This is a genomic window from Streptomyces winkii (genome assembly GCF_032248595.1).
In the GTDB taxonomy this organism is placed as follows: Bacteria; Actinomycetota; Actinomycetes; order Streptomycetales; family Streptomycetaceae; genus Streptomyces; species Streptomyces winkii.
The window spans coordinates 845,566-858,485 of record NZ_JASTTH010000001.1 but is presented as its reverse complement, the minus strand read 5'-3'; the positions used below and the strand labels follow the sequence as shown (position 1 = coordinate 858,485).

Sequence of the window (12,920 nt, the reverse complement as noted above, 5' to 3'; positions counted from 1 at the left end):
TTCGGCCTTACCGCGCGGCACCGACAGCCCAGGCCGACGCGGCGCGCGGACCGGCTCGCGCCGGCAGCGAACCCGCGAGCCGTCTCACCGTCCGTGCCCGCGCGCACCGCCAGGCCGAACGCACCACCACCACCGGAAAAGACCGTGCCCGGCGGGATCGCACCGCCGGGCGTCAGCGCGCGCCCCTCACCGGCCCGCCAGGGCCGCCGCCTCCTCCGAGGTGAGGGCGCGCTTGAACGCACGGACGTCGTCGATCGTGCCGTCGAAGCCACGGACGAACTCCTCACCGGCCAGGCCGCGGCCGACCGCGAAGTCCCCCTGTGCGTCGACGTCTTCGAAGATGCTGCCGGTCGTGTCGCGGATGATGTTGCCGGCGAGCTGGCCGGCGTCGAAATCGAAGTTCTCGTCGAAGCTTCCGCTGGTCGTGCCGTCGTCCGTGCCGTTGCTGACGCCGCTTCCGGACGGCCCGCCGAAGAATCCGCCTCCGGCACCGCCGCCGCCCCCGGCCCCTCCGCCGAAGCCGCCGGGGCCGCCGGCTCCGCCGCCGCCCCTGAAGCCGCCGCCGCCCGAACCGGAGCCGCCCGAGGTCGTCGTCGTGGTGGTCGTGGTGGAGCTCTGGGCCGCGTCCGAGCCCCCGCCCGTCGAGACGGTGTCCTGGAGCTTGCCGTCGACGTAGAGCCTCAGTTCACCGGCGTCCGCGTCGTAGACGCCCGTCAGATACGTCCATGCGTCCTCGGCGGGCCCCGTACCGCCCCCCGCCTGGATCAAGTCGGAGTCCTCGTCGTCCTCCTCGGCCATGATCATCTCCCAGCGGTCCGCGTCCGGGTCGTACTGGAGGGCGAAGCCGCTGATGTACGAGGCGTCCTGGCTGATCACCGTTCCGAAGTCCTCGGAGTCGTCCAGCGTCACGCGGGCCGAGACGGAGAAGCTCTTCGTCGTGTCGACGACCGGACCGTCGGCGACCACCGACTGCTGCTCCTCGAAGTCCAGTGCCCCGCCCTTGATCAGCTTCGGAAGCGGGTCGCCGTCGAGCGTTCCCTCGATGCCGTTGCCGGAGGTGTCCACCGTCACGCCGTCGTCGACGGCGTCGAAGAGCCACTCAAGTGCCGCTCCGCGTACGGGAGATGCGGGCCGGTACCCGTTCCCCCCGCCCTTGCCGGGCGGGGGCTTCGTCGCCGTGACCGTCGACGTCGCGGTGGCCGTCGGCTCGTCCCCCGGCGGTATGGGCTCGGCGGTGTTCCCGGGCGGGCGCGGCGCCCCGCTGTTCTCGGCGCCCTGCCGCAGACCCCCCGTGTACGCGACGGCGACGACGAGCGAGCAGAGGCCGACAAGCGCGGTGGCGAGCACGAACCGCCGTGCGCGCGGGTTGCGTTCGTCGCCCGCCAGGGCGGCCATGCCCGGCAGCGCGAGCGCACGCCGCCGGAAGGCTCCGAGCAAGCGCCGCCCGGGCCCCGCCACTCCCGGCAGGACCGCCGCTCCCCACCCCTTCCGCGGCTCGCCCGGCGCATGTTCGGCCACCGCGAAGGTCGCGGACGAGACCGTGTGGGCCGCGAGAGCGTAGTCGGCACCTCCCCACGGCAGCAGCGCGTCGGCGAGCACGCCCCCGAACTCGAAGCGCATGCGCTCCAGATCGTCCACGGCGCGCGCGCAGTGCGTACAACGGTCGAGGTGCGAGACGAGATCGCCGGGGGTGTTCATGGACGACTGCTCGGCGTAGGCGAGCAGCATCCGGTGCAGGCGGCGGCACGCGTCGTCCACCGTCTCGTCCTGGTGGAGGCTGACGTAGGCGTTGTAAAGCTCCCTGCGCGCACGCCTGTTGAGCAGCGAGACGTCCTCGCCTCCCGCGCCGAGCAGCTGCTCGATCGCGGCGTCGCCGTCGCGCTCGACCTCGCAGTGCCAGAGCACGGTCTGGCTGCGGGCCGGGAGGCGCTCGAAGGCGCGGGCCGTCACGGACGAGGAGCGCTGCTGCGCGAGGCGGGCGGCCCCGGCGCGGCTGCCGGACGCGGCGGCGGCGCGCTCGGCGCCGTCGCCGGTGACGGCCACCGCGTCGCCGTCGCCCGCCAGGACCGCGGCGTCCGCCGGGGCCACGGCGTCCGTCCCGTCCACGGTGTCCGCGGCGTCCACGGTGTCCACCGAGGCCACGGCGTCCGGCTCGAACCAGCTCACCAACTCCGGTGCCAGCGCGCTCCGTTCGTCCGTCCCCAGCCAGTCCGCCGCCACGCGCAGCACTGCGCTGAGGGCACGGGGACGCACTGCTCCCGTGATGTCCTCGTCCAGGGGCCGCAGCGCCTGCTCCCATGCCTGCGCGGCGAGCGCTTCGCCCTCTGCGGGGCTGACGGCGCACGCGAAGTCCCGTACGGCCTGATAGTGGCGGTGCTGCAACTCCTCGCGCGCACCGGAGGACAGCTCCCCCTCGTCGAGGACGAGCCGGCGCAGCTCGGCGTCAGACAGTCGCGTGAATACCATCCGCTCGTTCATTCCCCGGGCAGTTGACGGCGTCTCAACGAAGAGACCGGAGCTGGCTGTTGAGCGCGGACGCGGCCGCGACCGCACTCGTCCTCACCCAGGATCACAGAACGGTGACAGCCGCGACATGAGCAATATGTACCTAGACCCGCCGTCCGGTTCGCCGCCGAAGCGCCTGCCTCCGGGCCGGGCACCGTAGTCCTCTCCCGGCCGGACGGCCCCGCTCGCGGGCAACACCGCAGACCACACCGGCGGCCAGAGGTGTGATCAAGCGTTTCCAACGCTTACGCACAATCGTCACCGGCCGCACATTGCCCGGCAGGCCAGGGCGCGGAAGTGTGAGCGCAAGCCGGGCCACGGCTGCCGGTCCGGCAGCCGTCCTGCTGCGAAGGAGCCGACACCATGGCGGAAGCCGACGGGGAGGCCGGCAGGACCGGCACGTACACCGAGGCCGGCGCGGACGCGACGCCCGGCGCGGACGCGACACCCGGCACGCACACCGAGCCCGGTACCACCGGCCCGGACGCTGCGACCGGCGCGCCCGCCACGGCGCCCCACGCGCCCGGAAGGCGCCGCTTCCTCACGTACCTCGTGGCCGCGCCGACGCTGGCCGTCGCCACGAGCATCGGCACGGAGTCCGGCTCGCCCGCCTCCGCACAGGCCGCCGTGCCGTCGCCCCCGGCGCCGGCCGACATCGTCGACCTCGGCGATGTGCTGATCCTGGCCGCCAAGCCCACATCCGGCCTGCTCGTGCTGACGATCGACGACGACGGCACGGTGCACTTCCAGCTGCCGCGGGCGGAGGTCGGCCAGGGCCTGACGACCGCTGTGGCGATGCTCGTCGCGGAGGAGCTGGACACGCCGCTTGAGCGGATACGCGTCCGACTCGACGACGCACGGCCCGAGTTGCTGTGGAACCAGCTCACGGGCAGCTCGAACTCGATCAGGTCGCTCTACGGTCCCGTCCGGCAGACCGCGGCCGCCGCGCGCGCCCGCATGGTCGCCACCGCGGCGCACAAGTGGAGCGTGGAGCCGGGGACCCTCTCCGTGCACAAGGGCGTGGTCGTCGGTCCGGGCGGGCGGCGCGCCTCCTACGCGTCCCTCGCCACGGCGGCCGCTACCGGGCGGACCGAGGAGCTGAGCGGCGCGCGTACGGCCACGAAACCGGAGTCGGAGCACTCGCTCGTCGGCGTTCCGACGTCCCGCATCGACGCCCGCAAGATCGTCACCGGGCAGCAGGAGTACACCCTCGATCTCGACGTCCCCGGCGCGAAGCCCGCCATGGTGCGACGCCCGCCGACCCTCAACGGCACGGTGAAGTCGGTGGCCAACGAGGCAGCCGTGCGCGCCATGCCCGGCGTGCTCGACGTCGTCGTGGTCGAGACGGGCGTCGCCGTCGTCGCCGAGACCTTCGGCCAGGCGCTCGACGGCAAGGACGCCCTCGACGTCACCTGGGGCGAGGGCACCGTCGACGGCCTCTCCGACGACGGCATACGCAAGAAGCTCCGCGCCGCCGCCCCGCCGCTCGCGGTGCCGCCCGTACTGACGGAACACACGGACGCCGAGTTCGACTTCGCGTTCGTCAGCCACGCGCCACTGGAGTCGAATTCGGCGGTCGCGGACGTACGGGACGACAGCGCGACCATCTGGTCCGGGCTCAAGTCGCCGATCGTGGCGCTTCAGACGATCGCCGCCGAGCTGGGGCTTCCGCAGGAGAAGGTCACGGTCCACGTCGTGCAGGGCGGTGGCTCCTTCGGGAGGCGGCTCTTCTTCGACGCGGCGCTCGAAGCCGCCCGCATCTCCCAGAAGAGCAGGCGGCCGGTGCGGCTGATGTGGTCGCGCATCGACGACATGCGCCACGGCCGGATGCGGCCCGCGACCCACCACAAGATCCGGGCGACGCACGCGCTGGGCAACGTGATCAGCTCGAGCACCGCGTCGCCGCCGTCGAGACCGACTTCCGGCACGGGCTCGGCGAGATCCTCACCGCCAACGCCTCGAAGCTGCCGGTCGGCGGAAACGCGAGCCTCGCCCAGTCGCTCTTCCTGACGACGGTGAAGACCCCGTACGACTTCGGCGTCACGACCCACCTGCTCAACGAGGTGCCGCTGAGGATGCCGACGGCCTCGTGGCGGTCGGTCTACTCGGCGAACGCTCGCGGCGCGGAGGAGATCGTCGTCGACGAGATGGCGAAGAAGCTGGGCAAGGACCCGGTCGAGTTCCGCCGCGCGTTCCTCAAGTCCGCGCGCCAGCGGGCGGTGCTGGACAAGGCCGCCGAGGACGGCGAGTGGGGGAGGGAGCTGCCGGAGGGCTTCGCGCAGGGCGTCGGCTTCCACGAGGAGTACAAGTCCCGTACGGCCTGCCTCGTGGAGATCGACGCGCGCGACCCGAAGAAGCCGAGGGTGACCAAGGCGGTCATCGCGGTCGACGTCGGACGGCCGGTCAATCCGCGGGGCCTTGAGGCTCAGATGCTCGGCGGGCTGACGGACGCGATCTCCACGACGCTTCGCGCGGGCCTGCACATCGACGAGGGGCTGCCGCTGGAGGGCAGCTACTCGCAGTTCCACTACGCGCGGCAGCACGACAGCCCGCGGGACGTACGGGTCCACGTGCTGCCCGCCGAGGACGGCGCGGAGCCCGGGGGCGCCGGCGAACTGGGCGTGCCCGCAGCGGTGGGCGCGGTCGCCAACGCCTATGCGCGCGCGACCGGGACCCGGCCGCGCTCCTTCCCCGTGAACTTCGACGTCGACTTCGACCCCTTCCCGCGCTGAGGAGCCTCCGTTGCCTTCCCACACCTTCTCCGTCAACGGCAAGAGCGTCACCGTCGACGCCCCCGACGACATGCCCCTGCTGTGGGTGCTGCGCGACCTGCTGGGCGTACGGGGCCCGAAGTACGGATGCGGCATCGACGTGTGCAAGGCCTGCACGAGCCACCTCGACGGGCGGGCGGTGAATCCGTGCGTCGTGCCCGTCTCCGAGGCCGAGGGCAGGGACGTCACGACGATCGAGGGCCTGGCCGACGGCGACACCCTGCATCCGGTGCAGGAGGCCTGGCTCGAACAGGACGTCGCGCAGTGCGGCTACTGCCAGCCCGGGCAGATCATGGCCGCCGTCGCCCTGCTGCGTAAGACGAAGAACCCCACGGACGAAGACATCGACGCGATCGCAAACGTCTGCCGGTGCGGCACGTACTTCCGCATCCGGGAGGCCGTGAAGAAGGCGGCGTCGATGATGCAGTGATGCGACGAGCCGCGCGGATGTGCTGCTCCGGGATCCGGGACGCGAAGTGGCGTCGCGGTGACGCGAGTAACGCAGGCGCCCCATCGTGGCGCTGAGGGAATGCGGGACTCTTGTTCCGGGCCCCGTCGGGCCGGGATTTCCCGCACTCCGCATACCGCACGCCCGCGGCCGTGGCCGTTCTTCTCCTTCGACGAGATTCCCGCGACGAGACGCTGTTTGCGCGTCGGATTGGCACCGATCCCCATGAACGACACCCAGCCCATGCCCCGGCAGCCGTACGGGAACGGCGGGCCCTCCGGCCCCCCGCCGGGAGCGGCCTACCGGCAGCCCGGACCGCCTCCGGGTCACGGCTACCAGGGCGGCGGTTACCAGAGCGGCGGCTATCAGGGCGGCGGTTACCAGGGCGGCGGTTATCAGGGCAGCGGCCCCCCGCCGCCTCCCGACCAGGGCTACAACCCGCCTCCGGCCCCGCCTTCCCCGCCGCCGCGCCGCGAGCGCCGTCCGCGTGACGGCGAGGGCGCGCAGCGTGCCGCACTGGTCATCCACACCATCGCGGACATCGCGGCCGTCATCCTGGGCCTGTGGATCATGCTCTACCTGCTGGAGGCGAACCAGGCGAACCCCTTCGTGGACTTCGTGAAGGGCACCGCCGACTGGCTCGCCGCGTGGGCCCAGGACATCTTCACGATGGAGAGCGAGGGCATGCGCGTCTTCTTCAACTACGGCCTGCCCGCGCTGATTTACCTCCTCATCGGGCACGGGATTTCGGCCCGCGTCCGCCGGCTCTGAGGGCCGCCGGAGTCCGCACGGAAACTCTCCGTGGAGAAGACGTGAACACGGAATGCGGATACTGAAACGGAATCCGGCCGCACGCGGCCGGATTCCGTTGCCGTGACGCCTCCCTACTTCGCGATCGCCAACGTCGCGTCCCTTGGCCCGCCCAAGGGACGCCGTGGCACGCTCCACGCTCGGGCCCGCACACCGCGCGCGGGCACCGCACACCGACACGTTCTGTACGACCGCCACGCGCGCACGCCGACATGGGCCCGCCCGCACCAGCAGACGGCGCCACCGCACCACCACGCACCACGTGCAGCCGACGGCCCGTGTACGGACACCCCGTGTCCGTACACGGCATCGCGCACCCCCACTTGTCCCACGCACCGCCGCCGCCCAGCGGCCACCCGGACGCTCACCCACGCCCGGCGCCGCGCGCGCCCCTCGGCACGCCACCCCGTCGTCTATCGCCCCCGCGGGCCAACAGGCCCGCCGCCGGCACCAGTCGGGCCCCTACGGCGCGTCCGGGACCCGCCGGACGCGCCGGACGATCCGGGCCCCCCGCACCCGGACACCTGGCGGCCCCCGGAGCCGCCCCCGTTGATCAATCCACGGCAATTGGCGGACCAATTACGGGTAACGCGCCTCGCTTTACCGCGGCGCCGAGCCCATTTGTTACCAACTCATGACAGTCGCTCTGCGTGAGATTACCGCCTCGTACAATGGCCCGATCCGCCTCCCCGGCCCCCCGCGACTTCACGCTGGTCAGAACGGAACTTCTCAACTCCCGTGACTTGTGCACGGATTGAGGAAGCAGTGAAGAGGAACGCAGCCGGTTGCCCCTGCGCCGCATGCGCCGTCGCAGGCGTCAGACGCTCATCGGGACGCGGGATTACCCGGCCCATTCACGCCTCCGCGGCTTTCGGAAAGCCCTGCTGAGCGCCCGAAAAGACACGCACCGTCCACCGCCGATTACAGACGTTCCGCGAACTCCATCAGCACTGCACAACTGGAAGACGGGCGAAACATTCGCTCCCCCGTCACCGAGCCAAACTGGAATCAATCCCCCGACAAAACAGACATAGAAGCATAAATATCTCCTCTGACTGTTCCGTGGAGTCGAGGCAGGACCGGTCGCGAACGTTCAGCAAGCGGTCAGCGGACAAGAGAGCCGCAGCACTATTTGAAGAAAACCGTTCGGAGGTGACACTGTGAGCCGAAAGCCGTCTCGAGAGGTACCCCTATGGTGTCAGCCAAACGAGCCGTAGCCCGCGCCGTATACGGGTCGCGTTACGACAGCGTTCCGTGGGAACAGCGCGTATACGTCAGGCCGGGCGAGCGAACACTCAGGGAGTTGCAGTGGCGCAAGCTGCTGCGGACTTCACCGGTGATATCCCTTGATGAATACCGCTCACGCGTCAGGCTCGGCGCGATCGAGGAGTTCATCTCCTGCCACATGTGCGGGGAGTCCCGACAGCAGCCGCTTTTCGAACCGACCAAGGTGAAGAAGAACGGCAAGACCGCGTGGACGTACCACGTCGTCCGCTGCCCGTCGTGCGGATTCCTGTACCGCAACCCCAACATCCTGCCGGAGCGCCTCGGCGATCTGTACTCCAAGAACTACAGCAGCTTCCTGACCGGCAACTACGCCGCGAACAGGCAGCGCCGCTACCGGCAGGCCATGGACGCCTTCAAGCCGGTCTTCGAGGAAGGCGACAAGCGCAGGCTGCTGGACTTCGGCTGCGGCGCGGGCCTCTTCCTGGAGCTGGCAGAGGAGCGCGGCTTCGACGCACAGGGCGTGGATCTCTCGCCTGACTCCGTCAAGGAGGCCAACGAGCGACTGACCTCCGCCACCGCGCACTTCGGCGACCCCGAGGACGTGCCGGAGATCGCGGCCGGTGGCTTCGACGTCGTCACCCTGTGGTCGGTGCTGGCCCATCTGCCGCGTCCGGTTGAGGACTTCACGAGGTTCCGCAACCTGCTCGCCCCCGGCGGCGTGCTCATGATCCTCACCGTCAACGCCCAGTCGCTGCTGCTGAAGGCGTTCGGCTCCAAGTGGAACGGGTTCACCCGTAACCACCTGATGTTCTACTCGCGGGAGACCATGCCGAGGCTGCTGCGCCAGGCGGGCTTCGCGGGCGTGGCCTTCGAGCCGTTCTACGGCGACACCATCGAGGCCGGCACGACGAGGCTCAAGGACGCCCACGCCCGGCGCCTCAAGCAGTCGGTCGACGCCAGCAACGGCGGGAACATGCTGAGGGCACTGGCCTTCGCCGACGAGGACGCGATCAAGCGCTGGGGCGACGGCCGTCCCGTGCACCGGCTGGTCTGAGGCCGGGCGCGGTCACGCGGTCCCACGCCGCATCCCTTGAGGGAGTCGACGGGGCCGGGCGCGCGAGCCGGACGACGGGAAGGCCCGTCTCCGCTCCTCGCACCCGGCCCCGCACGCCTCACGGCTCCCGTACGGCCTCTGGGCGCCTGAACCGTCGGTCCTGAACGCCCGTACGTACGGAGCCACTTGGCCGGTCACCGTGACGGCAGCCAGCGGCGGCCACGGCCGCTAGCGGCGGCGCCGGCGGCGGCTCTTCGGCAGATCCTCCTCGTCCGGCACGGAGGTCTCGGAGGCCTTGTCCTCGCCCGCCTCTCCGGGTCCCGCCTCTCCGGGTCCCGCCTCGCCGGGGCCCGCCTCGGCAGGCCCGGTCTCCGAAGTTCCGGACTCCGGCCCCTCCGCGAGCTCATCCGGCACCTCGTCCGGCGAGAACGCGCCGGGCGCGGGCCCTTCCGGTACGGCCGCCTCCGGCGGAATGGGAGCGTCCAGCGGGAGGCGCGCCTCGGTGAGGGACTCCCCGGCGCCGGGCTCGGCCGAACCGGCCGCCTCCACCAGGGACTTCCTCTGTCCCGTCTTCCCGACCTTGCCCTTGCGGTCCGTTCCTCCCTTGCCGTCCTTGCCGCTGTCCGGCAGGGTCCCCTCCCGCGGCCCCTCCAGGAAGCGGAGCAGCTCGACGGGGAAGGGCAGCACGAGCGTGGAGTTCTTCTCCGTGGCCACGGACGCGACCGTCTGGAGCAGCCGCAACTGGAGGGCTGCCGGGGTCTCCGACATCTGCTCGGCCGCCTGCGCGAGCTTCTTCGACGCCTCCAGCTCCGCGTCCGCGTTGATCACCCGGGCGCGCCTGTCGCGCTGGGCCTCCGCTTGCCGGGCCATCGACCGCTTCATCGTCTCCGGCAGCGACACGTCCTTGATCTCGACGCGGTCCACCGTGACGCCCCACTCCACCGCGGGACTGTCGATCATCAACTCCAGGCCCTGGTTGAGCTTCTCGCGGTTCGAGAGCAGGTCGTCCAGCTCGCTCTTGCCGATGATCGAACGGAGCGACGTCTGTGCCATCTGGGAGACCGCGAACCGGTAGTCCTCGACGCGGATGATCGCGTCGGCGGGCTGAACGACCTTGAAGTAGACGACCGCGTCGACGCGGACCGTCACGTTGTCGCGTGTGATGCCTTCCTGAGCAGGCACCGGCAGCGTGATGATCTGCATGCTGACCTTCTGGAGCCGGTCGACACCAGGCACGATCATGGTGAACCCCGGCTCCTTGACTCCGGACTGGAGCCGTCCGAGCCGGAAGACCAGACCCCGTTCGTACTGCCGCACCACGCGCGCTGCCGCCATCGCGTACAGGGCGAAAGCGATCACGAGCCCGACGATCACCTCGACGACCATCAAGGCCTCCTGCACTGCCGTACAAGCCCGGCATCAAGGGAGAGAACCACTTTCAACGGTAGCGCTGCCCGGACATCCGGTCGAGAGATGCACCGGGAGCCGGGAGCCGGTGTGGCGGGAGTTCTCCGTCGCACATCCAACACGGAAGGTGACAGCCGCCTCACGGGCCACGGCAGCCCCGAAGATCCCGCCGAATCTTTGGAAGCAGCCCTGTACAACGTTGAGGTAAACGTTGTAATAAAGTCCCCTGACGCTCGCATCCAGGGCCCGTCGCCCCCGAAGACGCCTCTTCCAGCCAGGTAAGAACACCGGGAGGACCCATGCGGAACCACACCCTCGACGGCCTGTTCCGGCGCACCGTTCCCCGGCGCCCGTTCCGCCGCACCGGCCTCGTCCTCGTCGCCGGCCTGGCCGTCTCGCTGAGCGCCTGCACGGGGCAGGGAGCGAGCGGCAGCGGCTCGGACGACGCGGACTCGAACGGCAAGGTCACGCTCACCTTCTGGAACGGCCTCACCGGCGGCGACCGCAAGACCGTCGACAAGCTGATCGGCGAGTTCAACGACTCGCAGAAGAAGGTCAAGGTCAAGTCGGTCCCGATGCCGTGGGACGTCTTCTACCAGAAGCTGCTCACCAGCGTCAGCTCGGGCAGCGGGCCGGACGTCGTCGCCATGGACGCGGGCCAGATGCCCAAGTACGCCGACAAGGGCGTCCTCCAGCCCCTCGACGACTTCTACAGCTCGAAGAAGCACATGGACACCTCGAAGCTGGTGCCCGCGGCCGTCGACAGCTCGAAGTACGACGGCAAGAACTACGGCGTGCCCCTCAACATGGCGACGCTGATGCTGTTCTGGAACAAGACCATGTTCAAGGAGGCGGGACTCGACCCCGAGAAGCCGCCGAAGACATGGGGCGAACTGGCGAGCATGACGCCGAAGTTGAGCAAGGACACCGACGACGACGGCAAGGTCGACCAGTACGCCCTGGCTCTCGCCGACAGCCAGACGGTTCCCATGTATCCGATCCTGATCTGGCAGGGCGGCAGCGACCTCGTCAGCAAGGACGGCAAGAAGGCGACGCTGGACGACCCCAAGACGCTCAAGACGCTCAAGTACTGGGTCAAGCAAGTGCGTTCGGAGCACGTCTCCCCCGTCGGCCTGACCGGCGCCAAGGCCGACAAGCTCTTCCAGACGGAGAAGGCGGCCATGGAGATCGTCGGGCCGTGGGCCACCGTGCCCTTCACGGAGGCGGGGGTGAAGTACGGCGTCACCCGCCCCTTCAAGGGCCCTGAGGGACAGCAGACGTTCAGCAGCGTCACCTCCTTCGGCGTGAGCACCAAGGCGAGTTCGCAGAAGAAGGACGCCGCTTACCGGTTCTTCTCCTTCTGGAACAGCAAGGAGTCGCAGGTGAAGTTCTCCGAGGGCACGGGCTTCCCGCCGGACCGTTCGGACATCGGGGCCGAGGAGCTGAAGGCCAATCCCTACGCGGGCAAGTTCGGAGCCCCCGACGTCCTCGACAGCGCACGCCCGCACCTGCCGGGCCAGGTGAACGGGCCGACCATCACCGACCAGATCTTCTACCCCGCCCTGCAACGCGCCCTCGACGGCAAGGACGACGTCGAGTCGGTCTTCAAGAAGGCCGACCAGCAGGTGCAGGCACAGCTCGACAAGCAGAAGTGACGGACGGGCGCGGCCCGTCGGGCGACGGACCCGGCACCGGGCGGGAGGTGACCATGCGCGCGGAAGGAAGCACACGGCCGGCTCCCGCGGTGCCGGGAGCGCGTGCGCCCCGGCGGTCCGTACCGTACCGCCGCACCGGGGCGTCCCGTCCGTCCGGGCCGCGCCGCACGCAGCGCGGACGGCAGACCCGCGCGGCCTGGCTCTTCCTCGCGCCGAGCCTCGCCGCGCTGGCCGTCTTCGTCGTCTGGCCGATGATCCAGGCCGCGTATCTGTCGTTCACGGACTACAACCTGATGCAGGCCGCGCACTGGATCGGCCTGGGCAACTACCGGCAGCTGCTGGACGATCCGGAGGCGTGGAACGCCCTGGAGAACACGCTCGTGTACGCGGTCGTCAGCACCCCGGTGAGCGTCGTGCTGGCGCTCGCCCTCGCGCTCTTCCTCAACCGGTCGATGGCGCTGCGCGGCTTCCTGCGCTCCGCCGTCTTCCTGCCATTCGTCGTCTCGCTCGGTGTCGTCTCGATCGCGTGGGCCTTCCTGCTCGACCCCAACATCGGCCTGCTGAGCGACTGGCTGTCGGGGGTGGGCCTGTCGACCGAGCAAGGGTGGCTGGAGGACCCGGCGTTGGCGATGCCCGCCGTCATCGCGGTCGGCGTGTGGAAGAACCTCGGCTTCTACATGGTGATGTACCTGGCCGGTCTGCAAGGCATCCCGCCCGAACTCCACGACGCCGCACGCGTGGACGGGGCGAGCTCATGGCAGCGGCTGCGCCGCGTGACCTGGCCGCTGCTGACCAACCAGACGATGCTGATCACGATCATGGCCGCGATCGGCACCCTCCAGGCGTTCGACCAGATCTACGTGATGACGCACGGCGGGCCGTTCTTCCAGACGGAGACCCTGGTCGTCTTCACCTACCGAGTGGGCTTCGAGCGCAACGAGTTCGGCTACGCGGCGGCCGTCTCGTGGGTGCTGCTCGTGCTGGTCTTCGTCCTCTCGATGCTCCAGTTCGGCTACTTCCGCAGGCGGGCGGTGACGATGTGA

Annotated in this window: 8 protein-coding genes and 1 pseudogene; 7 read left to right on the top strand and 2 right to left on the bottom strand. The window is 70.2% G+C overall.

The window, feature by feature from the left end; all coding sequences use genetic code 11:
* Positions 1-186 precede the first annotated feature (186 nt).
* Positions 187-2,466, bottom strand: coding sequence for a LamG-like jellyroll fold domain-containing protein (locus QQM67_RS03880; protein ID WP_314172083.1), 2,280 nt, complete (start codon positions 2,464-2,466; stop codon positions 187-189).
* Positions 2,467-2,868: 402 nt separating this feature from the next.
* Here QQM67_RS03880 and QQM67_RS03875 point away from each other — a divergent pair, with 402 nt between their 5' ends.
* The 5 genes and pseudogenes from QQM67_RS03875 to QQM67_RS03855 all read left to right on the top strand — a co-directional run bounded on the left by QQM67_RS03875 (position 2,869) and on the right by QQM67_RS03855 (position 8,815).
* A complete protein-coding gene (locus tag QQM67_RS03875) occupies positions 2,869-4,515 on the top strand; it encodes a molybdopterin cofactor-binding domain-containing protein (protein WP_314172082.1) in 1,647 nt (548 codons plus the stop codon).
* 5 nt (positions 4,516-4,520) lie between these two features.
* Entirely contained in the window at positions 4,521-5,237 is a 717-nt protein-coding gene (locus tag QQM67_RS03870; protein ID WP_314172081.1) for a molybdopterin cofactor-binding domain-containing protein, read from the top strand.
* A gap of 10 nt (positions 5,238-5,247) precedes the next feature.
* The gene (locus tag QQM67_RS03865; RefSeq protein ID WP_314172080.1) at positions 5,248-5,706 is read left to right on the top strand and encodes a (2Fe-2S)-binding protein; all 459 of its coding nucleotides are present in this window, start codon (positions 5,248-5,250) and stop codon (positions 5,704-5,706) included.
* A gap of 507 nt (positions 5,707-6,213) precedes the next feature.
* A pseudogene (locus QQM67_RS03860) lies at positions 6,214-6,495 on the top strand (hypothetical protein); the annotation flags it as partial.
* 1,342 nt (positions 6,496-7,837) lie between these two features.
* Positions 7,838-8,815 carry a class I SAM-dependent methyltransferase gene (locus QQM67_RS03855; protein WP_314172079.1) on the top strand — a complete coding sequence of 326 codons (978 nt, stop codon included), beginning with the start codon at positions 7,838-7,840 and terminating at the stop codon, positions 8,813-8,815.
* A gap of 228 nt (positions 8,816-9,043) precedes the next feature.
* Here the strand turns inward: QQM67_RS03855 and QQM67_RS03850 are convergent, their stop codons facing one another.
* Positions 9,044-10,201 carry an SPFH domain-containing protein gene (locus tag QQM67_RS03850; RefSeq protein ID WP_314172078.1) on the bottom strand — a complete coding sequence of 386 codons (1,158 nt, stop codon included), beginning with the start codon at positions 10,199-10,201 and terminating at the stop codon, positions 9,044-9,046.
* A 320-nt stretch (positions 10,202-10,521) separates the two neighbouring features.
* Here QQM67_RS03850 and QQM67_RS03845 point away from each other — a divergent pair, with 320 nt between their 5' ends.
* Positions 10,522-11,877 carry an ABC transporter substrate-binding protein gene (locus QQM67_RS03845; RefSeq protein WP_314172077.1) on the top strand — a complete coding sequence of 452 codons (1,356 nt, stop codon included), beginning with the start codon at positions 10,522-10,524 and terminating at the stop codon, positions 11,875-11,877.
* Positions 11,878-11,930: 53 nt separating this feature from the next.
* Positions 11,931-12,920, top strand: a complete 990-nt coding sequence (locus tag QQM67_RS03840) for a carbohydrate ABC transporter permease (RefSeq protein WP_314172076.1) — start codon at positions 11,931-11,933, stop codon at positions 12,918-12,920.